Below are 22687 nucleotides of genomic sequence, written 5' to 3'. Positions count from 1 at the left end.
GGGCATGGCCCGGCGCTACCGGAACACGAACAACCCGCGCTGCTGCCAGCGCGGGTTTTTTGTTGGATCAGCTCTTCAGTGCCGCCTGCACGAACGGCGGGGTCACCAGCACGCCGGTGTGCAGCGCGGCGGTGTAGTACAGGGTCGTGAAGGTCTTGGCGGCCGAATCAGCCTGGCGGAAGTCGAAGCTGCTGTCGCCCTTGCGCGCCATGGTCACGCTCCACCAGCCGGTCGGGTAGCACGGCTGCGGGAACGGCAGGGTCTTGAACGAACCGAAGCCGGCCTTGCCCATCTCGGTACGCATCTCGTTGATCAGTTCCAGCTGCATCAGCGGCGATTCGGACTGCTGCACCAGGATGCCATCGTCCTTCAGCGCCTTGAAGCAGCTCTCGTAGAAGGCCTTGTTGAACAGGCCTTCGCCCGGGCCGACCGGGTCGGTGGAGTCCACGATCACCACGTCCACGCTGCCGGCCGGGCAGTTGGCCATGTAGGCCACACCGTCGTCGAACAGCAGTTCGGCGCGCGGATCGTCGTTGGAGTCGCACAGCTCCGGGAAGTGCTTGCGCGCCATCACCGTGACCTGCTCGTCGATGTCGCACTGGGTCACGCTCTCCACGCCCTTGTGCTTGAGCACTTCGCGCAGGGTGCCGCAGTCGCCGCCACCGATGATCACCACGCGCTTGGGGGCGGCGTGGGTGAACAGCACCGGGTGGCTGATCATCTCGTGATAGAAGAAGTTGTCCTTGCTGGTCAGCATGATGGCGCCATCGATGGTCATCAGGTTGCCCCAGTCGGTGGTCTGGAAGATCTCGATCTTCTGGAAGGGCGACTGCACCTCGTCCAGCTTGCCGGTGATGCGGTAGCCGATGGCCGAGCCGGTGCGCTCGAAATGCTCGATGTACCAGTTGTTGCTGTCAGTCATGGGACGTGTCCTTCTGGGGTCCTGTTCGGAGGGGGTAGAGCCGGGTTGGCGGCACGGGGCCGCGTGGCGCAAGCCACATCCGGACGGATCGGCCTGTTCAGGTCCGGCAGGAGCCGGGTCACGGGCGCGGGCGCGCATGATAACGAACCTGTGGGCATATAGGCGTTATCATGCCCCCCCTTTTATTGCCAACAAGGCCGACTGAAATGACCGATTGGTCCCTCGACCAAGCCCGCAAGACCTACTCGATCCCGCATTGGGCGGATGGTTACTTCGACGTGGATCAGGCCGGGCACATGGTGGTGAGACCGACCGGGGCGGACGGCCCGGTGGTGTCGCTGCCCAAGGTGGTGGACGCCGCCCGCGAGGCGGGCGCCAAGCTGCCACTGCTGGTGCGCTTCCCGGACATCCTCGGCCAGCGCCTGGGCAAGCTGCAGGCGGCATTCGCCCAGGCCCAGCAGGACTGGGATTACGCGGGTGGTTACACCGCGGTGTACCCGATCAAGGTCAACCAGCACCGCGGCGTGGCCGGTACCCTGGCCAGCCACCACGGCGAGGGCTTCGGCCTGGAAGCGGGCAGCAAGCCGGAGCTGATGGCGGTGCTGGCACTGTCGCGCCCGGGCGGCCTGATCGTCTGCAACGGCTACAAGGACCGTGAGTACATCCGCCTGGCCCTGATCGGTCGCAAGCTGGGCCTGCAGACCTTCATCGTCATCGAGAAGCCGTCCGAGCTGAAGCTGGTGCTGGAAGAGTCCAAGGCGCTGGACGTGAAGCCCGGCCTGGGCGTGCGCATGCGGCTGGCGTCGCTGGGCGCCGGCAAGTGGCAGAACAGCGGGGGCGACAAGGCCAAGTTCGGCCTGTCCCCGCGCCAGCTGCTGGACCTGTGGAAGTCGCTGCGCGATACCGAGTACGCCGATTGCCTGAGCCTGCTGCACTTCCACATGGGCTCGCAGATCTCCAACGTGCGCGACATCGCCAACGGCATGCGCGAAGCCACCCGCTACTTCGTTGAACTGTCGCAGCTGGGCGCGAAGATCACCCATGTGGACGTGGGCGGCGGCCTGGGCGTTGATTACGAAGGCACCCGTTCGCGCAGCTTCTGCTCGATCAACTACGGCTTGAATTCGTATGCCAGCAACATCGTGCAGCCGCTGGCCAACGCCTGCGAAGAGTACGGCCTGCCCCCCCCGCGCATCGTTACCGAGTGCGGCCGTGCGATGACCGCGCACCATGCAGTGCTGATCGCGAATGTGTCCGAAGTGGAACAGGCGCAGGAAGGCCGCGTGCCGGACCAGCACGATGACGAGCCGGCTTCGATCCGTCATCTGCGCGAGATCCACGAGGAACTGGACGTGCGCCCGGCGGTGGAACTGTTCCAGGAGGCGCAGCACTTCCATGCCGAAGGCCTGTCCAGCTACGCGCTGGGCCAGATCGACCTGCCGCAGCGTGCGCGCATCGACGACCTGTTCTACGCCATCGCCCACGGCGTGCGTGCGCGCCTGAGCTATGACGAGAAGAGCCACCGTCCGGCGCTGGATGAACTGAACGAGCGCCTGGTCGACAAGTACTTCGTCAACTTCAGCGTGTTCGAATCGATTCCCGACGCGTGGGCCATCGACCAGGTGTTCCCGATCGTGCCGATCGAGCGGCTGGACGAAGTGCCGGACCGTCGCGGCATCATTGCCGACATGACCTGCGACTCGGACGGCATGGTCAAGACCTATGTCGAGAACGAGAGCCTGGACAGTTCGCTGCCGCTGCACGCGATCAAGCACGGCGAGAGCTACCGCATCGGCTTCTTCATGGTCGGTGCCTACCAGGAGATCCTGGGCGACATCCACAATCTGTTCGGTGACACCGACGCGGTGGAAGTGGTGGCCGATGCGGACGGCTACGCGATCACCCAGCAGCGTCGTGGCGACACCACCGACGTGATGCTGGACTACGTGGGCTACCGGCTGGACGACCTGCGCGCGGCCTATGCCCAGCGCGTGGCTGCCGCCGGGCTGTCGCCGGAGCGTGCGCAGGAACTGTCGCAGGCGCTGGAGGCGGGCCTGACCGGCTACACCTACCTGTCCGACGAGCCGCTGGTCTGATGCCTGCGGCAACGCCGGGCATGGCCCGGCGCTATCGGTCCTGATGAGCGCCCGCGCGATCTTCCACCTGTTCCTGCATGCCGCCGTGCCGGCCCTGCTGGCATGGCTGTTCTGGCGCAAGCGCTTCGCTTCGGCCTGGTTGCTGATGCTGCTGGGCTGGATCATCGACCTGGACCATCTGCTGGCCGATCCGATCTACGCGCCGAACCGCTGCAGCATCGGCTTCCACCCGTTGCACACCGCGCCGGCGATAGCGGTGTATGCCGGGTTGTGCGTGCCGAAGAAGACCCGCCTGGTGGGCATCGGCCTGGTGATCCACATCGTGCTCGACGCCATCGACTGCTGGTGGATGCATCACCGCTGAGGCGGGTCGTGCAGCGCCGGGGCGGCTCTACCGGGGAGGCGGGGCGTCCGTCGGGGCCAGCGGCAGTTCCAACCGTGCGCGCAGTCCCGGGTTCTCGTTGGAAAGGCGCAGTGAGCCGCCGTGGCTGGCGGCGATCTCCGCGGCGATCGCAAGGCCCAGGCCGCTGCCTTCCACTCGTTCGTCCAGGCGTACGCCACGCTGCAGGACACTCTCCAGCTTGGCTTCGTCCAGCCCCGGGCCGTCATCGCGCACTTCGATATGCAGCCGGTCCTGTTTGGCCAGGGCCCGCAGGCGTACTTCGCTGGCGGCCCATTTGCCGGCGTTGTCCAGCAGGTTGCCCAGCATCTCCTCCAGGTCGGTGGCTGCGCCGGCGAAGGCCAGCCCGTGTGCCACGTCCATCTGGAAGCGGATGCGGCGGCCGGCATGCACGCGGGTCATCAATCGGCACAATGCCTCCACCGCGGGCGCCACATCGCTGCGCTGGTGGTGGTCCACGGCCAGGCCGGCGGCCAGGTAGCGGTCGATGCTCGCACGCATGCGCGCGCCCTGTTCGTGCACCGTGCGCCGCCAGCCGCGTCCTTCACCCTCCGCTTCGGCCGCCAGCACGCTCAGCGGCGTCTTCAGCGCATGCGCCAGGTCCTCGGCGCTGCTGCGCGCGCGCGCGACCATGCGCTGGTGGTGATCGAGCAGGGCATCGAGCTCATCGGCCAGCGGCGCGATCTCCAGATCCAGCCGGCTGCGGTCGATGCGCTCGGCATCGCCACGGCGGATGCGTTCCAGCTGCTGGCCCAGGCCGCGCAGTGGGCGCAGGCCGAAATGCACCTGGCTGGCCAGCACCGCCAGCCAGGCCGCGACCAGCAGGCCCAGCGCGAGCGCGCTGCGCTGACGGAAGGCGGCGGTGTCCGCGTCCAGCGCGCTGCGATCATGGGCAACCAGCGCAATGTAGGGCTGCGATGCACGTGGCAGGCGCACCTGCTGCACACGGGCACGCAGCGATTGCTGCATCGGCCCGCTCAGATTGCGCTCGGTCGGGCCGGTGGCCGTGACCGGCAGCGTCTGGTCCCACAGCGAGCGCGACTGCAGCAGCACCTTGCCGTTGCGGTCGGTGATCTGCCAGTAGGCGCCGGAGAACACACGCTGGAAGCGCGCGTCGTTGGGTTCCTGGCGCAGCCGCAGCTGTCCGTCGGGATCGATCTCCGCCTGCGCGAGCAGAGTCAGCATGTCCTGCTGCAACTCGCCGTCAAGACGGTCGCGCGCGCTGCGCTTGAACAGCTCGCCCAGCAGCACGCTGGCCAGCACCGACACCAGCACCAGGCCGATGCCCCCCACCAGCAGCAGCCGCCGCCGCAATGAAGGCTGGCGCGCGCTCATGCCTCGGCCAGCCGCCAACCCTGGCCACGCACGGTATGGATCAGTTCCACGCCCAGCTTGCGCCGCACCCGGCCAAGCAGCACGTCCAGCGCGTTCGAGTCCGGATCGTAACCGCCTTCGAAGACCTGTTCGCCGAGGCGGTCGCGGCTGATCACGCGGCCGGCGTGATGGATGAAGTAACTCAGTACGCGGAACTCCTGGGGACTCAGCGGCAACGGTTGCCCGTCCAGTTCAAAGCGACCGGCGTTGACGTCAAGCTGCAGGGGGCCGCACTGCAGGCGCGGGCTGGCGTGGCCCCGGCTGCGGCGGATCAGGGCACGCAGGCGCAGCACCAGTTCATCGGCCTGGAACGGTTTGGTCAGGTAGTCATCGGCGCCTGCATCGAAGCCGGCCAGCTTGTCGTGCCAGCGGCTGCGTGCGGTCAGCACCAGCACCGGAAAATCGCGGCCATGGGCACGCCAGCGCTCGATCACGCTCAGTCCATCCAGGCCGGGCAGGCCAAGATCGACGACCGCGGCATGCAGGTCCTCGATCTGGCCGATCTCTTCCGCACGACGGCCATCGGTGGCCACATCGACCACGTAGCCGGCCTGCTCCAGCAGGGGCTGCAGGCGTTTGGCCAGCTCGGTGTCATCCTCGGCAAGCAGGATCCGCATCAGTCGTCCAGTTCCATCTTCAACAACGTCCCGTTGCGCGCATCATAGTCCAGCTCCACCACTGCGCCGTCGTCACGCAGGATCTCCACCTCGTACACCGCGTCGTCCAGCTCCACCTCCAGCAGTTGGCCGGGCTGGCGCCTGAGCGCGTCGCGCACCACCTGTTCCAGGGGCACGTAACGGCCCTGCTGCACGGCGCGGCGCGCGACCTGCTGCGCCGGGTCCGGCGCAGGGCCGGCAGCGGAGCCCGGAGTGGCCAGGGCCAGCAGCAGGGGCAGGGAGACCAGCATCGGTGACGGATCCTCGGGCGATGGCGACAGGCGCGAGCATGGCACCGCTGACTAACAGCCGACTAACGATGGCCGCTAAGGGGCTGTTAGCCGACCGCGGCATCGTGGTGCTGCCGGAATGGTCCGGCCACGAACAGGAGAACTCCCATGCTGAAGTCGCTCACCCTCGCCACCGTCGCCGTGCTGGCCATCGCTCCGGCCGCGCACGCTGCACCGCTGGGCATGGCCCAGGCCGAGCAGGCCCTGCGCAAGGCCGGCTACACCCAGATCCACGAGATCGAACGCGATGACGGCCTGTGGGAAGCCGACGTCAGCCGCGCCGATGGCCGCTTCAGCGAGGTCTACGTGGACCCGAAGACCGGCGAGATCTTCGATGAGCACAACGGCCGCGCGCTTCTCCCGACCGAGCAGGTGCTGGCCAAGGCACAGTCGCAGGGCCTGCGCGAGATCCACTCGCTGGAGCGCGATGGCGCCATCTGGTCGCTGGAAGCGCGCAATGCCCGCAACCAGAAGGTCGAGGTGCGCCTGAGCGGCTATGACGGCCGCATCCTGCACAGCGAACGCGACGGCTGGCTGGATTGAGCGCCTCGGGCAGCGCCGGGCCATGCCCGGCGGCCTGATGCATGCGCTGCGCTCGCCGGGCATGGCCCGGCGCTGCTTTACCAGCCGTAGGGCGGCGGGTAGTCCCAGTAGCCGGGGCCGCGACCGTAGTAGCCGCCATACGGGCCGAAGAAGCCCGGGCCCTCGCCTTCGCTGACGTGGATGTTGAGGTTCACCCCGCGGGTCTTGCCCTCGTCGGTGGTGTAGTTCTTGCTCAGATTCAGCGTGGCGGCGTTGTAGTGGCTGTTGCCACCCCGCTTGGAGTACCCGATGCCGGTGGTGAAACTGCCGGAGACCTTCACCTTGTCGTCCTGCACGTCGGCGATGCGGGCATCGTCGTGCACGCGTGGGCCACTCTTGTCACCGTAGTAGGTGCCCGGCGGGTCCTGCTGCAACGTCGGATCGTTGAGGTAACGCATCGGCGCCTGCGGCAATGTCAGGTCCAACCCGGATGCCTGCGGTGCGGTGGCGCCGGCAGCGGACTGGGCGAGCACGGTCCCGGGCAGGGCCAGGCACAACAGCAGGGTCAGGGGGCGGATCATCTTGGCGCTCCAGCGGACAGGGACCACGCCACACGCGGCGTTACAGGCCGACGCTAGCAGGGCGTGCTTGAATGATGCCTGTCGGCGCCGGATTGGGGTAGAGCCGGGCCATGCCCGGCTGCAGGTCACAGCCGCCCGAACCCGAACAGCTCCGCCAGCGGATGCTTGCGCCGCTCGATGCGGGCCCGCAGCAGCTGTGCGCCGATCATGGAATAGGTGATGCCATTGCCGCCGTAGGCCATTGCCAGGTGCACGCGCGGCCCCCACTGTTCATGCGGGCCGAAGAACGGCAATCCGTCGGCGGTCTCGGCGAAGGTACCGGCCCATGAGAATGCCGGCACCGGGTCGAGCTTGGGGAACCAGTGCAGCAGCTGCTTCATGAGCTTGTCCGCCTTGCCTTCCACCCGCCGGTCGCGCCGTGCCGGAATATCGATGGCATCGTCCAGCCCGCCCACCAGCAGGCGACGGTCGCCGGTGGCCCGCAGGTACAGATAGGGGCGCGCGCTTTCCCACACCATCGTGCGCTGCAGGGGGCCCAGCACCGCGGCATCGACAGGGTCGGTGATGAAGGCATAGCTGCTGCGGTTGCGTGCGACGCGCTGCGAGAGCCAGCGCTGGTTGGCGTATCCCATCGCCAGCACCACGTGGCCTGCGCGGATCGTCGCGCCTGATTCGGTCTGGGCGGTTACGCCCCGTGTGCCTGGCGTCAGCGTGTGCAGCACGGTGCGATCGTGAATGTGGCCGCCGCGCTGGCGCACCCGCTTCAGCAATCCATAGGTGAGGCAGTAAGGGTCGACCCGCGCTGCCTGCCGGGTCAGCAATGCGCCGCCGGCGTCCACATCGAAGCGCTCCGCCAGCGCCTCCGGGCCCAGCCAGCGGGCGTCCAGGCCGGCGCTGCGGCGTGCCTGGCCCTCGGCCATGAGGCGGGGCACGTCGCGGTGGCGACTGGCCAGGTACAGGCTGTCCATGCGCCGGAAGTCCACGTCCTTCAGGCCACGCGCCACTTCGCCCAGTGCCGGGATCGCCTCGGCACAGGCCCGGTAGGCCAGCGTGGCCGCGTCGTGGCCATAGCGCTGGGCCAGTTCCAGCAGATGGGTGTCGATCTCGTACTGCAACAGCGCGGTGCTGGCGGCGGTGCTGCCCCAACCGATGTCGCGCTGCTCGATCAGGGCGACCTCGTGACCGTGACCTGACAGCTCATCGGCGATCAGTGCGCCGGTGATGCCGCCGCCGACCACCAGCACATCGCAGCGCAGGTCGCCCTCCAGCGGGGGAAATGCCTGGATCAGGCCATTGCGTACGGCCCACCAGGGATAGCCACTTTTCAGGTCCATGGTGATGGGTCAGGCGGTGGGATGGCCGGTGTGCGGCGTGTGGATCAGTTCGGACAGATCGAAGCCCTGCAGCCGCGCCGTGGCCAGATAATGGTCCCGCACGGTGGCGTCCAGCTTCGGCTCGCGTGCCAGCAGCCACAGGTAGCGGCGATCGGGGCTGCCAACCAGCGACACGCTGTAGTCCGGAGCGATCTGGATGACCCAGTAGTCGCCCTTGGCGAAGGGCAGCCAGCGCAGGCCCTTGGGCAGGAAGCTCACTTCCAGGCGCGCGCTGTCGTTGTCGACGGGGCAGGCTTCGCCGCTGGCCTCCTCGACCTGGCCGTCCATGCGGCAGCGGTTGTGGACACTGACGTTGCCGTTGTCGAGCAGGCTGTAGTGCGCCGAGACATCGGTGCAGCCTTCCGGCTCGTGGCGCATGGGCAGGCGCGCGATCTCATACCAGGTGCCCAGGTAGCGGGGCAGCTTGAGGTCGGCGACGGTCTTCAGTGGCAGCTGTTCGGTCATCGGCAGGCGCAGCGGGAACGGGCCTCCACGATGCCGACGGCCTCGCCACGAGCGGGTGAAGCCGGAGCGATGGCGGTGTCCAGAACATTGCGTCGCCGCGGCGTCATTCCCGCTGTCATCGGCGCGGCGGTATCCTGCCGCCAGCGCCGGGTGTTCCGATCCAACCTGAAGTGGAGGTGCCGATGTACCAGGTGATCCTGTTGAAGAGTGAAACCGCGTTCGCGCGCGAGCAATGGCCGCAGGTCGACGATCTGGTGGACTATGAGGGCGTCAGCTACAGCCTGCGCGCCGGTCCGCGCCAGCCGCTGCCGACCGACCACGACTGGCCTCCGGTGGCGGTGTACGCCCCGGACGAAATCACCGAGGAAGAGTTCCAGGACTGGTATGCGCTGCAGCAGCCGACGGTGGAGGAGCTGCGGTTGAAGTACTGAACCGCGGGGGCGGGTGCTGCGGGCGAGGCCGCCCCGGGCATCCGACCTTGACCGGTCGTGCCGTATAGTCGCGCGCAGGCGCGGTGGTCCGCGCGAACCGGTGTGCATCTGGCGTGTCTTCTTTCCTGCAATCGATCCGCACGCGCGGGCCCTGGCTGGGCCTGCTGCTGGGCGCCGCCCTTCTGCTGTCCGCGCCGGTGTTCGCCCAGGATGAGGCGCCTACGCCGAAGCAGCAGCTGGCACAGATTGACAGCACGCTGAAGGAGATCGCGCGCAAGCGCGACGACGCCGAAGCCACCGAAACACTCGGCACGCTTTCAGAGGACGCCTCGAAGGCCAAGCGGGATGCAGAGGCGCTGGAAAAGTCCCTGCAGCCACAGCTGGACCAGCTCAAAGAGCAGCTGGCTCAGCTGGGTGAAGCGCCGCAGGGCACCACCGAGCCCCCCGACCTGGCCGCGCAGCGACGTACGCTCAGCCGCGAGAGCGATGCCCTGGCCGCCTCGGTGGCCCAAGCCAAAGCCATCGCGGTGCGTGCCCAGCAGTTGAGTGCGGACATCGACAAGCAACGTTCCGCGCAGATCAGCGAGGAACTGGGCCGCAAGGTCGATTCACCGCTGTCGCCGTCGCTCTGGCGGCAGGTGGCCGATCAGCTTCCCGATGACATCGCCCGCGTGCGCCCGTTGGCGCAACAGGGGCGTGACACCCTGGCCAAGGCCATCGACACCCACGGCTGGGGCACCCTGCTGCTCGGCCTGGCCGCAGCACTGGTGATGATGTTCCCGCTGCGCCTGTGGCTGCGCGCGCTGGGGCGCCGGTTTGCCGCCTCGGAACGCGCGCCGGACGGCCGCCTGCGCCGTTCCGGCCTGGCCATGTGGCTGCTGCTGGTGGGCACCCTGCTGCCGGGCTATGCGGTGGTGGTGCTGGTGGCTTCGCTGAATGCCATTGGCGGCATCGCCCCGCGCCTGCAGAACGTGGCCGATGGCCTGGTGGCGGCGACCTTCGCTGCAGCCTTCATCGCCGCGCTCAGCGCGTGCCTGCTGATGCCCAGGCGCCCCTCCTGGCGGCTGCTGAACCTGGATGACACCGCCGCGCTGAAGCTGCGCAAGTACGCCTGGGGTGCCGCTGCGCTGGCCTGGCTGAGCAACGTGCTGGTGGCCATCGACCGTGCCACCCGCACCAGCGACGTGACCACGGTGGCACTGGATGGCGTGATTGCGCTGACCTACCTCGGCCTGATCATGGCCATGCTGGTGACCCTGGCACGCCTGCACCGGCGGCAGACGGCTGAAGCCGAAGCGAAGCTGGAAGCGCAGGCCGATGGTCTCGGCGCACAGCAGCCGGTGCGCCGCAGTAGTTGGTTGGTACTGGCGCGCGTGGCTGGCAACATCGCGGTGGTGGCGGCGATCATCGCCACGCTGCTGGGCTATGTGAACTTCGCCAAGTTCGTGAACCAGCAGTTGATCGGCGGCAGCATCGTGGTGCTGGCAGCCACACTGCTGTTCAAGTTCGTCGATGATTTCTGCACCTGGCTGTTGAACGCCGACAGCAAGGTTGGCCAGACCATCCTGCTCAGCACCGGCCTGAGCGTCTCCAGGCTGGAGCAGGCCGGCGTGCTGCTGTCGGCGGTGCTGCGCACCTTCGTGGTCCTGATCGCGCTGCTGGCACTGGCCGCGCCCTTCGGCAATGTCGGCTCGATCGTGGAGCGCTTCGCGTCGCTGGCCAATGGCATTCCCATCGCCAAGGACCTGACGCTGGAGCCGGGCCGCATCGTACTGGCCATCGGCGTGCTGCTGGCCGGGCTGGGGGTGATGCAGGTGGTGCAGCGCTGGCTGGCCGACACCTACCTGCCCAAGACCGAACTGGATCTGGGCGCGCGCAATTCAATCAGCACCGTCGCCCGCTATCTTGGCATCATCATCGCAGTGCTGTGGGCCCTGACGGTGATGGGACTGAACCTGCAGAAGCTGGCGCTGCTGGTCAGTGCGTTGTCGGTGGGTATTGGTTTCGGCCTGCAGGCGATCACCCAGAATTTTGTTTCCGGCCTGATCCTGTTGGCCGAGCGACCGGTGAAGATCGGTGACTGGGTGAAGCTGGGTGACCAGGAAGGCGACATCCGCCGCATCAATGTGCGCTCGACCGAGATCCAGGTGGGCGACAAGTCCACGTTGATCGTGCCCAACTCGGAGCTGATCACCAAGACCATCCGCAACATGACGATGGGCAACAACCAGGGCCGCATCCAGATCCAGTTCGCGGTACCGACCAGCACCGACGTCGCCGGCCTGCGGCAGGCCATGCTGGATGCCTATGGCGCGCACACCAGCGTGCTGCAGACGCCCGCTCCGACGGTGTACATCGACGGCATTGCCGGCGGCCAGATCACCATCAACAGCTTTGCCTACGTGGCCAGCCCGCGGCAGGTGTACGGCACCCGCAGCGATCTGTATTTCAGTCTGTTGCAGATCCTGGCGGAGCGGAACATTCCGCTGTCCACGCCAACGGACATCCACATCACCCGCGACCCCCAGGAGTAGGGGATTCCCGGCAGGGCTGCGCCCTGCACCTGCCGAGGCCGGAGCAACAGCAACAGCAACACCAAGCATTCCATGGGATGGCGGGGTGGGTCCGGTTGCGGGGGCCGCTGCAAGTACGTCCATGTAAGCTCGGTCGCCGCATCCATGCGGCTCACGCCCCCGCAACCGGACCCACCCCGCCTTCGACAGATTTCCGCGATCTGCTGGAACTGCTTTTGGGGTCAGATCCGTTTTCTTCCGCAGAAAACGGATCTGACCCCAGATTGATTTCGATATCTGACAGAAGTGTCGACCAAGGTCGGCACCTACCTACGGCTGCCGGAAACCGCCCCGCCATCCCACGGAATGCACGCTGTTGCTGTTGCTGTTGCCTTTGCTCCAGCTTGCAGCAGGTGCAGGGCACAGCCCTGCAGAGAACCCTATCCCCGCGGTCGGCTGCGCGATGGCACCAGCGCGAAGGTATCCACGGCCAGCTTCTCGGCGTGATTCAACCAGGCGCGGATCTCCAGATCGTCCACTTCATGATCCAGTCCGAAGGACACATTGATCTTGCCGTCGGCATCAGGCTGGACCCACTGCTGGGCCAGCACCACCTTGCGCTGCGATGACACGGCCTCGATCCAGAAACCGCGGTCCGGGCGCGTGCTTGCCACCAGCTGCAGCATGTACTGGCCGGCGCGGGTGCGGCGGCCCTTCTGGGTGATCATGTGGGCCTGGCGCACGCTCGGGCGCGGTCCCTGGAACGCATCCAGCGGCGCGTCCACCGCGATGCCACCACGCAGGTCGTCGTCGCGGTACAGCTTGATGCCGTTGTCGCGGTTCACCAGCAAGGCGCACCAGTCGCCGTCGGCCGACCCATCCTCGAATGCGGTGCAGCGATCCACATAGGCCAGGGTGTTGTCCGGATCGGCATCGTCGAACTGGCGGGACGTGTTCTCCAGATACACCGACTTCAGGCCCCAGTCCTTGTCGTACTCCAGCAGGACCGGCGGCTGCACGTGCTGCATGCCCACCACCACCTGGTCGTCGTTGTCGATCCTCAGTTCGCGGGTCGGCTCGCCCAGCCACAGCGACCGGGCGAATGCCAGGTACTGCGGGTAATCGCGGCCGCCATCGCGACGCGCCGCGACGCTGGCACTGGGGGCACGCGTTTCGTCCAGCAGCGAGCGGCCGAAGCCCATCGTGCGCAGGCCCGGATCGAGCAGGCCCAGCAGGGTGGCGCCGGAGTCCAGCGTCGAGCCGTTCTCCGCCGCCAGCTGGCGCGGCGCCACGCCATCACCGAGGAACAGCAGCAGGTTCTCGCGCTTCTGCCTGGCCAGCACGTGACTGAGATCGTTGGGCATCGCCAGATGGTCCGAGGCGATCACGATCAACGTGTCCTTGCCGTACGGACTGGCCTGGATGCGCTGGACCAGCTGCGAGATCAGGCGGTCGGTGCATTTGAGCGCGTTGAGCAGGCCGATGTTGCCGTACTGGCTCTGGTAGCGTTCGCCCTTGCACGACACCGGCAGGTGGCCTGCGGGATGGTGCGTATCCATGGTCAGCGTGGTCAGCATGAACGGTGCGCCGGCGCGCGAGAGCTGCTCGAAGCGCTGGTAGGCGGTGTCCAGCAGCACGTCGTCGTGTACGCCCCATGCAGAGTAGTGAATGCGCCCGATCTTCTTCTGCTGCTTGAACCACGCCAGATCATGTACTTCGTCGAAGCCGTGACTGGCCAGGAACTGGCCCTTGCCGGCGAACTGGCCGTTGGCGCCGCCCAGATAATGGTTGGTGTAGCCCTGCTGCTTCAGGTAGTCGCCCAGGCACACGGCCTTGGGCAGGAAGCTGCCCATCCGGTCCATGCTGTTCTCATCGCCCTGCGAGGTGGTCAGCGGCACGCCGCACATCGATGCCACCAGCCCGGCGATGGTCCAGCCACTGCCTTCGGCCGATGCCAGGCCGCGCACATCCAACGACTTGGCGGCCAGACGATTGAGATTGGGCATCAACCCGGGGAACACGTTCTCGTCCAGATAAGTGCGTTCAAGACTTTCGCCGTAGATCCAGACGATGTTGCGCGGCCGCTGCAACGGCTGCGTAGGCACCTGGTATTCCGGCGCGATGCGCGCGAAATCCACCGGTCGCAGCTGCTGGTAAAGACGCTGGCCGTCGCGCGCCAGCGGACTGACCATGAGCGTGACCACCCATGCGACGGCGAAGCCGGCGAACCAGGCCGCACCCCGTCCGGGCCGATGCCAGCGGCGGACCCGCGTGGCGAACAGCGGTAGCAGCGAAACCAGGGCCAGCACGATGAAGCCGGCGATGTAGCCCTTGAAGTCGGCGACGCCGGCACCCTCCATGTCCGCACCCAGGTGGTACAGCGTGGCGGCGTTGAGTCCGTCACCGGAGAGCTTGTCGATCAGCCACCACGTGCTGAGCGCCAGCAACAGCAGTGAGAACGAACCGGCCTTCCACCACATCCATTTGTCGGAAGCGAGGAACAGCCAGACCAGCAGCAACAACGACAGCAGAAGGATCCAGAGCATAGGCGGCTTCGGCAGTGAACGGGGTGGTGCGATGGACGTCGTACCGACGCGTGTCCATCCGACCGGCGCTGCCGCTAGCATGTGTGCATGACAGGCCGATGACCCGATAGTGCATGCACGAACCTGACTGAAATGTTTGTTGATCGACCGCGTGCGGTAACAGCGCGATCAAGTAAAACGAGCGTGAAAATGCGCGTTGGATTGCATTAAGAACCGCATGAATGCGGCACTTCGGAGATGGACGTATGGCGCAGGTGCACATTCGCGCACCACGCACTCCGCTCATCGATGGCCGCGTTCCTCGCGTGCCCGCGCGCGCCGATCGAACAACAGCGCACTGGTGACGATGCCCAGCCCCAACGCCACGCCGATCAGCATCAGCACCAGCGCGATCGCCGGGTAACCGAACACATGCCAGCCGGTATCGAGCTTCATCATCAGCGATGCGGCGAGAATCAGCGCTGCGCTGATGATGCCCGCCGCCACGCGGTTGGCGATCTTCTGCAGGTTCTCCATCAGCCGTGATTCCTCCAGCCCGGTCACCTTCATCTGCAGGCGGTTCTCGGCCAGCAGGGCCATGATGTCCGACAGCTTGCGCGGCCCATCGCGCAGCAGCTGCTGCAGCTCCATCGCCTCGCTGGCGAGGTTGGCGGCCGACAGCGACTTCTTCAGGCGCGCGCGCATCACATGCTGCAGCTGGCGCTCGACGATGCGGCGCGTGTCCAGTTCGGGCGCGAGCAGGCGGCACACCGTCTCCAGGTTCAGCAGCGCCTTGCCCAGCAGGCTCAGTTCCGGCGGCGTACGCAATCCACAGGCCGTGGCGATGCGCACCATGTCCAGCACCACGCGTCCCTCGGAGAAGTTGCCGCTGGCGGCATAGCGCGCGATCAACTGGCCGGTCTCGCGCAGGTAACGCTCCTCGTCGAAGGCTTCCAGCCGGGTGCTGATGCTGATCAGATCGTCCGCCACTTCTTCGCCGCGGCCATCGACGGCGGCGAACAGGATCTTCAGCAGGCGCTCGCGCAGCCGCGGTGGCATGTGCGCGACCATGCCCAGATCGAAGATGGCGAGGCGACCATCGGGCATCACCCGCAGGTTGCCCGGATGGGGATCGGCGTGGATCTCGCCATGCACGAAGATCTGGTCCAGGTAGCCCCGGATCAGCGCGGCTGCCAACGGGTCCATCGACTGCTCGGTACGGCGTACGCCGGGTATCGCGTCCACGCGAACGCCGGTGGCCAGCTCCATGGTCAGCACGCGCTGGCTGCTGTAATCCCAGATCGGCTGCGGGACCCACAGGCGCCGGAAGGGCCGCAGATGGCGGCCGAAGCGGGCCAGGTTCTCGGCCTCGGCGTGGTAATCCAGCTCCTGCATCAGGGTCTTGGCGAACTCGTTGAGCCAGTCGCGCAGGCGGACCCGGCGGCCGACCTGGGTCAGGTGATCGGCGGCCAGAGCGAAGCTGCGCAACGCTTCCAGGTCCGAACGCAGCTGCGCGGCGACCTCCGGCTTCTGCACCTTCACCGCGACCTGCCGGCCGTCATGCATCACCGCACGATGGACCTGGGCGATCGAGGCGCAGCCCAGCGGCTCGGGGTCGAAGGCCGCGAACAGCTTGCTCACCGGTGCCCCCAGCTCCTGCTCGACGATGGCATGGATGCGTTCGACCGGAATCTCGGCCACCTTCTCCTGCATGCGCTCCAGTGCCGTGGCGAACTCCACCGGCACCATGTCTGGACGTGTGGACAGCATCTGGCCCAGCTTGACGAACGTCGGCCCCAGCGCTTCCAGGTCACTGACGAACTGCTCGGGATTGCCGTCGGCCGGCACCTCGGCCTGGCTGCCGGCTGCGTCCAGGTTCATGCCGGAGAACACCCCCGAATGACGGTAGCGCATCAGCAGGCGCAGGATCTGGCTGCGACGGCTCATGCCTTTTACCAGCGGTGGATTGCCAGTGGCGGTGGGCGGATTGTTCAAACGGCACTCCTTGTGGACAACGACCGGTAGTGCCGGGCCATGCCCGGCGGAACGGGATCACCTCGCCAGTCTGGCCGGGGCAGGGTAGGCACGCGGTGAATCCACTTCCTCCCGGGCCGTTGGATCGGTCAGAATCCGTCCATCCTCCCTCCTGGAACCCCCATGGCCGGTGCCAGCCTGTTTGCCCTGCTCGACGATATCGCGACGCTGCTCGATGACGTCTCGATCCTGACCAAGGTGGCCGCGAAGAAGACGGCCGGTGTGCTTGGCGACGACCTGGCGCTGAACGCGCAGCAGGTAACCGGTGTTTCCGCCAACCGTGAACTGCCTGTGGTCTGGGCGGTGGCCAAAGGCTCGCTGCTCAACAAGGTGATCCTGGTTCCGGCCGCGCTGGCGATCAGCGCCCTGGAAGCCTGGCTGCATGGTCGTGGCTGGAACGTGCCGCTGATCGTGCCCTTGATGATGATCGGTGGCGCATTCCTGTGCTTCGAGGGCGTGGAAAAGCTGGCGCACCGTTTCCTGCATTCGGCGGACGAGGACGCCGAGCACCAGGCCGAGCGGCGCAAGGCACTGGCCGATGCGCAGGTGGACATGGTGGCGTGGGAGAAGGACAAGGTGAAAGGTGCGATCCGTACCGACTTCATCCTCTCTGCCGAGATCATCGTCCTGACACTGGGCGTGGTTGCCGCCGCCTCGTTCTCCCAGCAGGTGCTCACCCTGGTGGTGGTCGCATTGGCGATGACGGTGTTCGTCTACGGACTGGTTGCCGGCATCGTCAAGCTGGACGACGCGGGCCTGTACCTCTCGCGCAAGGGCGGAGCGGTCGCAGCGTTCGGACGCGGCCTGGTCGCATCGGCGCCGTGGTTGATGAAGTTCCTGTCGATCGCCGGCACCGTGGCCATGTTTCTGGTCGGCGGCGGCATTCTGGTGCACAACGTGCCGGCGCTGCACCACGCGGTGCAGGCGCTCGGTGGCCAGGGCCAGTGGGGCTGGCTGATCGGCGCGGTTGCCAACATGGTGGTGGGTATCGTCGCTGGCGCCATCGTGCTGGCGGCGGTGACCGGCATCCAGAAGCTGCGCGGGAAGTAGCCGCGTCGCCGGACGGGCGGCGGTAGCGCCGGGCCATGCCCGGCGGAGCGCTTCAGCCCGCCTGCACGCGGTTCTTGCCCTGCCGCTTGGCCGCGTACAGCGCCTCGTCGGCCCGTCGCAGCAGCGCCTCGCTGTCATCGCCGGGCTGCCATTGCGCCAGTCCGGCACTGAAATGCACCGGCACGCGCCGGTCCTGCACGGTCAGTACCCGATGCGCCAGTGAGCGCTGCAGGCGCTGCACGGTGGCCATGCTGTCCGCACCGGGGGTCTCCGGCAGCACCAGCACGAACTCGTCGCCGCCCAGCCGCGCGATGCCATCGGTGGCGCGCAGCAGCAGCCTGCACACCGCCACCATGTGCTGCAGCAGCGCGTCACCGCCGGCGTGACCATGCGCGTTGTTGGTCTGGTGGAAGTCATCCAGATCGATCACCGCCACGCCCAGCGGCGTGTTGTTGCGTTCGGCGCGCGCCAGCTCGCGCTGCAGCAGTTCGTCCAGGCCCCGGCGGTTCAGTGCCTGGGTCAGCGGATCGATGCGCGCGAGGTCGCCGGCCATGCGCAGTTCCTGTTCCAGCTCGGCGATGCGTTGTTCAGCGCGCTCCACGTCCAGCCGTGCGGCAGCCAGGTGGTCGCGTGCCTGCGCGGCCTGCTGCTGCACTTTGCCGGTATCGCGCATCACCTCCTGCAGCAGCTGGTTCAGATCGGCGATGCTGCGCGCCTCGCGCAGCTGCAGTGCGTAGCTGCCGATACGGTCATGGTATTCACCGGTGCTGGTGGCCATGCCATCCATGCGTTCGATGAAATCCCCCATCAGTCCGCGCATCGCCGCCTTGGAGTCGTCGATGCCCTGGCGCAGCAGGCCCTGCCGGTAGATCACCTCGCGCAGCTCGGCACGCGTTCGTTCAACGGCCTCGGCCTGCAGCGGGCCGGACAGCAGTTGCCGCACCGCCGCGATCTGGCCCTGCAGCCAGCTGCGATCGTCCAGCAGTTCGCTCACATTCTCCAGCAGCAGTGCGAACAGCTCCAGCAGCAGCGCCTGCTGTTCCTGCCAGCTGCCGGCACGCACGCCGATCTGATGGCCGAGCTCGCGCACACCCTGCTCGATCGGCTCCAGGGCGCTGCCCGGCTGCCAGTGGCGCAGGCGAAGGGACAGCGCCTGCGCCTGCTCGCGCAGGTCCGGGTCGTGCTGCAGCAGCGCCACTACCGCGCCGCCCAGCAGCAGGCGCAGCTGTTCGGACAGGCGCAGGCTGTCGGGCTGCCCATCCGGTGAATGCTGGTCGATGGTGCGGATGTACTTGTCGATCAGTTGCCGCATCGCCCGCCCGTAGCGTGGCCAGTCGGCGCTGGCCTGCGCGGACTGCAGGCGATCACCCATGTCGCCCAGTTCGCCCGGCAGCGTCGCCATGCCATTGGCGAACGCGGCCAGCAGCGGCTCCGGCGCATCGGCACCGGCAAAGAGCCGTTGCAGGCTTGCGCTGCTGCCGCCCTGCAGGACCACGCGCTCGCCCTCACCCGCGTCGGCAACCGCGCGCACGCGTGCCGGCGGACCGAGGGCGGTGCCGGGGGCGGGGCGCGGATCGGGGTGGTCCGTCATGGAGCGAATCCTGGGGCTGGCAGGGTCTGGTTCCAGCATATCGGCGCGGCTGCCGATGGCTTGAACGGCTAGGATGGGCGACAGGATGCCGCACGGGAGGTGGTGATGCGCGTGATGTTGCTGGGGGCGACCGGCCTGGTCGGCGGGCTGACACTGCCCGGGCTGCTGGACGACCCGCGCTGCAGCGCCGTGATCGCGCCCACCCGGCGTCCGCTGGCGTTGACCCATGGGAAGCTGGAGAACCCGGTGCTGGCCTTTGACGCGCTGCCGGCCTCGCCTGAGTGGGCGCGCGTGGACGCGGTCATCTGCGCGCTGGGCAGCACCATCGCCCAGGCCGGCAGCCGCGAGGCCTTCCACCGCATCGACCATGACTATCCGCTGGCGTTCGCCCGCCTCGCACAGGCACAGGGCGCGAAGACCTATGTATTGAATTCCGCCGCCGGTGCCAACCCGCAGTCGTCGATCTTCTATAGCCGGGTGAAGGGTGAGCTGGAGCGTGACCTGCGCGCGCTGGGGTTTGCTTCGCTGACCCTGGTGCGGCCTGGACTGATCGGCGGCGAGCGCACCGAGGTCCGTCGTGGCGAGCGTTTCGCACTGGCGGTGCTCGGTGCCCTGGGGCCGGCACTGCCGCGGGCATGGCGGATCAATCCAGCCGTCGAGATCGCCAGGGCACTGACCGGAGCCGCGCTGGCCCCGCAACCGGGTGAGCACGTGGTGACATCAAGCGCACTGGTCGGCTGATGTCGCGTGCGCTGCGCCTGACCCAGCTGCTGCAGCTGCTGCGCCGCCATCGACGGCCGGTGGCCGGACAGGTGCTGGCCGATGCGCTGGGTATCAGCCTGCGTACGCTGTACCGCGACATCGAGACGCTGCGCGGGCAGGGCGCTGAGCTGCGCGGCGAGGCGGGCGTCGGTTACCAGCTCGCGCCAAGCGACACGCTGCCGCCGATGACCCTGCCACCGGCCGAGATCGACGCGCTGGTGCTGGGCCTGCGCTGGGTGGCGGCCCGCACCGAGCCGGCGCTGGCCGAGGCTGCCCGTGATGCGTTGGCGCGCATCGCGCATGTGTTGCCCGCCGCCCGCCGCGAGGCACTGCGTGACAGCGGTCTGCGCGTGGGCCCTTCACGAACAGCGGCCAAGGTGCCGGCGGCCCGGCTCCAGGCGGTGCGCGAAGCCGTAAGCGCACAGCAGCGCCTGAAGTTCGGCTACGAAGATGCGCACGGCCAGCGCAGCGAGCGCATCGTCTGGCCCTTCGCGCTGGGCTACTTCGACGAAGTTCCGATGCTGGCGGCGTGGTGCGAGAGCCGCGAAGACTTCCGCCACTTCCGGCTGGACCGCATCCGCCAGGTGCGCGCGCTGGAGGATCGCTATCACGTGCCACGCGCGATCCTGCTGCGGCGCTGGCAGAAGGCCCAGGGCATCGCACCGGACTGGTTGGATCGTTCGTAGCATCGGGCTTGCTCGACGGCCTTCGAGCTTGGCGAACAGCGGGCGAACAATCGCGATGCTGCTGACAGAATCTGTCAGCAGGGCGGTACCACCATGAAGGCTCCCAACAACGGAGCGTCCCCATGTTCAGGCCCAGCACCCTGCTGCAGTACGCAAGCGATGTCGCTGCCAGCGCCGCCTTCTACAGCGGCATCCTCGGCACACCCCCCGTCGAGCAGTCGCCCGGCTTTGCCCTGTTCCTGCTCGGCGACGGCGCCGCGCTCGGCCTGTGGCAGCGCGATGACGTGCAGCCGCCGGTGTCCACGCAGGCCGGCGCCGCGGAACTGGCGATGGTGGTCGCCAACCCGGAGGCTGTACAGCAGATGCACGACGCGTGGCGCGCACTCGGCGTGCAGATCGTGCAGGCCCCGGTCACCCTGGAATTCGGGCATACCTTCGTGGGTGTTGATCCGGATCGGCACCGCCTGCGTGTGTACAGCCGCGCCGAGGGCCTGCCCGCGCGCGGTTGAAATGAGGGGAGCCGGTACCTGCCGGTTCCGCTGTTCCCGGATGTGGTTCCGCCCACCTTCGGTTGACCAGCAGGAAGCTGCCGAGCATGGGCTCGGCTCTGCCGTAGAGCGCGCACAAAAAAACGCCGGGCACTGCCCGGCGTCTTCTGTGTTTCAGAGGTGGTGGTCGATCAGCTGGCCAGGGCCAGGTCGTCCATCATCACGCGCAGGAAGCGGGCAGCTTCGCCGCCGGTGGCTGCGCGGTGGTCGAAGGTGACCGACAGCGGGATGACCTTGTGCGCTTCCACGCCGCCCATCACCGGGGTCATCTGATGGCGGGCACGGCCGGCACCGACGATGGCCACGCACGGCGGCACCACGACCGGGGTCGCGTAGCGGCCGGCGAACATGCCGAAGTTGGACAGCGAGATGGTGTAGCCACTCAGTTCCGAGGCCGCGATCGAGCGCGCTTCCACCTGCTCGCGCAGGCGGTTCACGCCCTCGCGGATGCCACGGGCATCCAGCATGTCGGCGTTGCGCAGGGCCGGCACGAACAGGCCGTCATCGGTGTCCACGGCGATGCCGATGTCCACCTGCGCGTGCAGGGTGCGGGTCAGCGCTTCGCCATCGAACCAGGCGTTCATCGCCGGCACCTTCTGCGCGGCAACCACGATGGCACGCACCAGGCGGGCGGTGACGTCGTTGCCGGGCAGCCAGGCATGGATGTCGGCGTCGTCGTTGAGCGTGGTCGGTACGACCTTGCTGTGCGCATCGGCCATCACCCGCGCCATGTTGCGGCGCACGCCCTTCAGCGGTTCCGGCTGGCCCTTGGCGACCACGCCCGGCGGTTGCGTGCGCATCGGCTTGCCCGCCGCAGACAAGGGGGTGCGGGTTTCGTTCTGTACCGGCGCAGACACCTGCGCCGGGGCCGGCGCGGCATAGGCCGCAGCGGCAGCCGGGGCCGGCGCGGCGCCGAGCTTGGCGGTGCCGTTGGCGGCGGCCTGCTTTACGTCGGCCATGGTCACCGCGCCATCGCTGCCGGTGGCGCGCACGCGGCTCAGGTCCACGCCCAGCTTGCGGGCCATCGCACGCACCGCCGGTACGGCCTTGACGCCACCGACGGCCAGCGCCTGCTCGGTGTGCACGGCATTGGAGCTCTGCATCGCGCCGACCACCGTGCCGGCGTCATCGCGCTCGGCCTTGGCGTCCTCGGCGGCGGCCGGTGCCGGAGTCGGCAGCGGCGGCGGGGTCGGTGCTGCGGCCGCAGCCGGTGCCGGCGCATGGCCGTGGCTGTGGCCGGTGTCCTGGCCATCGGCACGCTGCGGCAGGTTCGGGTCGATCTCGAAGCTGGCCAGCACCGAGCCGGTCGGAATGATGTCACCGGCCGCACCGGACAGCTTCAGCACCTTGCCGGAGACCGGCGACGGCACTTCCACCACGGCCTTGGCGGTCTCCATCGACACCAGCGGCTCGTCCAGCTTGATCACATCGCCTTCCTTCACGAACCACTCGACGATGGTCGCGTCCGGCAGGCCTTCGCCCAGGTCGGGCAGGTTGAAATTCTTGGTCTGGCTCATTTGCAGTTCTCTTCCAGCAGTTCCAGTTCGCGGGCCGGCAGCCAGCCCGTCGCACCATTGGCGCGCTCGGACCACCACCATCCGCCGTGTTCGTGATGCAGCTTGACCATCTCGCCGCTTTCCACATCCAGCTCGCGGGCGTCGTAATCGCGCAGGGCTTCGGCGCGACCGTCGTCCAGCAGTTGCAGCCAGGCGACGGGCGCCCAGCCGGCGCGTCCATCGCTGGTGCGTACCCAGGCAAACGCCGGCCATTCCTCGTCACGTACGCCTACTTCGACGATCTGGCCGGTGCGGAACCGGAGCGGGTTGGGATACTGGCTGCGGTAAGCCCCAAGGAGGCGGGCCCGCATG

Annotated in this window: 21 protein-coding genes; 9 read left to right on the top strand and 12 right to left on the bottom strand. The window is 67.7% G+C overall.

What is annotated here, in order from left to right:
* Nucleotides 1–67 precede the first annotated feature (67 nt).
* Nucleotides 68–922, bottom strand: coding sequence for a polyamine aminopropyltransferase (gene speE / locus ACX9OW_RS13850; RefSeq protein ID WP_053520374.1), 855 nt, complete (start codon nucleotides 920–922; stop codon nucleotides 68–70).
* A gap of 206 nt (nucleotides 923–1128) precedes the next feature.
* On the opposite strand from speE, the gene speA reads away from it, so the two are divergent.
* Nucleotides 1129–3018, top strand: a complete 1890-nt coding sequence (gene speA / locus ACX9OW_RS13845; protein WP_459062401.1) for an arginine decarboxylase — start codon at nucleotides 1129–1131, stop codon at nucleotides 3016–3018.
* Nucleotides 3019–3061: 43 nt separating this feature from the next.
* The gene (locus ACX9OW_RS13840; RefSeq protein WP_065174355.1) at nucleotides 3062–3382 is read left to right on the top strand and encodes a DUF6122 family protein; all 321 of its coding nucleotides are present in this window, start codon (nucleotides 3062–3064) and stop codon (nucleotides 3380–3382) included.
* Nucleotides 3383–3409: 27 nt separating this feature from the next.
* On the opposite strand, the gene ACX9OW_RS13835 is transcribed toward ACX9OW_RS13840, so the two are convergent.
* The 3 genes from ACX9OW_RS13835 to ACX9OW_RS13825 are packed head-to-tail and all read right to left on the bottom strand — an operon-like array spanning nucleotide 3410 to nucleotide 5699.
* A complete protein-coding gene (locus ACX9OW_RS13835; RefSeq protein ID WP_459062400.1) occupies nucleotides 3410–4753 on the bottom strand; it encodes a sensor histidine kinase in 1344 nt (447 codons plus the stop codon).
* A complete protein-coding gene (locus ACX9OW_RS13830; RefSeq protein ID WP_053520370.1) occupies nucleotides 4750–5409 on the bottom strand; it encodes a response regulator transcription factor in 660 nt (219 codons plus the stop codon). Before ACX9OW_RS13830 ends, ACX9OW_RS13835 begins: the two co-directional genes overlap by 4 nt.
* Nucleotides 5409–5699: a PepSY domain-containing protein gene (locus tag ACX9OW_RS13825; RefSeq protein WP_053520369.1), complete on the bottom strand. Its 291-nt coding sequence runs from the start codon at nucleotides 5697–5699 to the stop codon at nucleotides 5409–5411. Before ACX9OW_RS13825 ends, ACX9OW_RS13830 begins: the two co-directional genes overlap by 1 nt.
* Nucleotides 5700–5846: 147 nt before the next feature.
* On the opposite strand from ACX9OW_RS13825, the gene ACX9OW_RS13820 reads away from it, so the two are divergent.
* Nucleotides 5847–6281, top strand: coding sequence for a PepSY domain-containing protein (locus ACX9OW_RS13820; protein ID WP_368866058.1), 435 nt, complete (start codon nucleotides 5847–5849; stop codon nucleotides 6279–6281).
* Nucleotides 6282–6358: 77 nt separating this feature from the next.
* Here ACX9OW_RS13820 and ACX9OW_RS13815 read toward each other — a convergent pair whose 3' ends face one another.
* From ACX9OW_RS13815 to ACX9OW_RS13805, 3 genes are all read right to left on the bottom strand, one after another.
* Nucleotides 6359–6841 carry a hypothetical protein gene (locus ACX9OW_RS13815; RefSeq protein WP_074900053.1) on the bottom strand — a complete coding sequence of 161 codons (483 nt, stop codon included), beginning with the start codon at nucleotides 6839–6841 and terminating at the stop codon, nucleotides 6359–6361.
* Nucleotides 6842–6966: 125 nt separating this feature from the next.
* Entirely contained in the window at nucleotides 6967–8175 is a 1209-nt protein-coding gene (locus ACX9OW_RS13810) for an NAD(P)/FAD-dependent oxidoreductase (protein WP_164151940.1), read from the bottom strand.
* Between the two features lie 9 nt (nucleotides 8176–8184).
* Nucleotides 8185–8679 carry a lipocalin family protein gene (locus tag ACX9OW_RS13805; protein WP_053520408.1) on the bottom strand — a complete coding sequence of 165 codons (495 nt, stop codon included), beginning with the start codon at nucleotides 8677–8679 and terminating at the stop codon, nucleotides 8185–8187.
* A 182-nt stretch (nucleotides 8680–8861) separates the two neighbouring features.
* Between ACX9OW_RS13805 and ACX9OW_RS13800 the strand changes: the two genes are divergently transcribed.
* Together ACX9OW_RS13800 and ACX9OW_RS13795 are read left to right on the top strand one after the other, a co-directional pair.
* Entirely contained in the window at nucleotides 8862–9110 is a 249-nt protein-coding gene (locus ACX9OW_RS13800; protein ID WP_053520409.1) for a hypothetical protein, read from the top strand.
* A 113-nt stretch (nucleotides 9111–9223) separates the two neighbouring features.
* A complete protein-coding gene (locus ACX9OW_RS13795; RefSeq protein ID WP_263176248.1) occupies nucleotides 9224–11644 on the top strand; it encodes a DUF3772 domain-containing protein in 2421 nt (806 codons plus the stop codon).
* Between the two features lie 419 nt (nucleotides 11645–12063).
* On the opposite strand, the gene ACX9OW_RS13790 is transcribed toward ACX9OW_RS13795, so the two are convergent.
* A complete protein-coding gene (locus tag ACX9OW_RS13790; RefSeq protein WP_459062399.1) occupies nucleotides 12064–14169 on the bottom strand; it encodes a phosphoglycerol transferase I in 2106 nt (701 codons plus the stop codon).
* Between the two features lie 282 nt (nucleotides 14170–14451).
* Complete coding sequence (locus ACX9OW_RS13785; protein WP_227255316.1) at nucleotides 14452–16095, bottom strand: ABC1 kinase family protein; 1644 nt, start codon at nucleotides 16093–16095, stop codon at nucleotides 14452–14454.
* A gap of 210 nt (nucleotides 16096–16305) precedes the next feature.
* Between ACX9OW_RS13785 and ACX9OW_RS13780 the strand changes: the two genes are divergently transcribed.
* The gene (locus tag ACX9OW_RS13780) at nucleotides 16306–17232 is read left to right on the top strand and encodes a DUF808 domain-containing protein (RefSeq protein WP_111186575.1); all 927 of its coding nucleotides are present in this window, start codon (nucleotides 16306–16308) and stop codon (nucleotides 17230–17232) included.
* 52 nt (nucleotides 17233–17284) lie between these two features.
* On the opposite strand, the gene ACX9OW_RS13775 is transcribed toward ACX9OW_RS13780, so the two are convergent.
* A complete protein-coding gene (locus ACX9OW_RS13775; RefSeq protein ID WP_053519859.1) occupies nucleotides 17285–18823 on the bottom strand; it encodes a GGDEF domain-containing protein in 1539 nt (512 codons plus the stop codon).
* Nucleotides 18824–18928: 105 nt separating this feature from the next.
* On the opposite strand from ACX9OW_RS13775, the gene ACX9OW_RS13770 reads away from it, so the two are divergent.
* From ACX9OW_RS13770 to ACX9OW_RS13760, 3 genes are all read left to right on the top strand, one after another.
* A complete protein-coding gene (locus ACX9OW_RS13770; RefSeq protein WP_065174362.1) occupies nucleotides 18929–19564 on the top strand; it encodes a Rossmann-fold NAD(P)-binding domain-containing protein in 636 nt (211 codons plus the stop codon).
* Complete coding sequence (locus ACX9OW_RS13765) at nucleotides 19564–20271, top strand: helix-turn-helix transcriptional regulator (RefSeq protein ID WP_459062398.1); 708 nt, start codon at nucleotides 19564–19566, stop codon at nucleotides 20269–20271. The genes ACX9OW_RS13770 and ACX9OW_RS13765 overlap by 1 nt, the downstream gene beginning before the upstream one ends.
* Before the next feature lie 122 nt (nucleotides 20272–20393).
* Nucleotides 20394–20780, top strand: a complete 387-nt coding sequence (locus tag ACX9OW_RS13760; protein WP_065181521.1) for a VOC family protein — start codon at nucleotides 20394–20396, stop codon at nucleotides 20778–20780.
* Nucleotides 20781–20950: 170 nt separating this feature from the next.
* Here ACX9OW_RS13760 and ACX9OW_RS13755 read toward each other — a convergent pair whose 3' ends face one another.
* Both ACX9OW_RS13755 and ACX9OW_RS13750 read right to left on the bottom strand, forming a co-directional pair.
* The gene (locus ACX9OW_RS13755) at nucleotides 20951–22336 is read right to left on the bottom strand and encodes a dihydrolipoamide acetyltransferase family protein (protein WP_459062397.1); all 1386 of its coding nucleotides are present in this window, start codon (nucleotides 22334–22336) and stop codon (nucleotides 20951–20953) included.
* A complete protein-coding gene (locus ACX9OW_RS13750) occupies nucleotides 22333–22686 on the bottom strand; it encodes an SH3 domain-containing protein (RefSeq protein ID WP_053519854.1) in 354 nt (117 codons plus the stop codon). Before ACX9OW_RS13750 ends, ACX9OW_RS13755 begins: the two co-directional genes overlap by 4 nt.
* Nucleotide 22687: the final 1 nt, after the last annotated feature.

Source organism: Stenotrophomonas genospecies 5, assembly GCF_054473825.1.
Note: the sequence above shows the minus strand (reverse complement) of the source record. Positions and strands in the feature narration are given on the sequence as shown.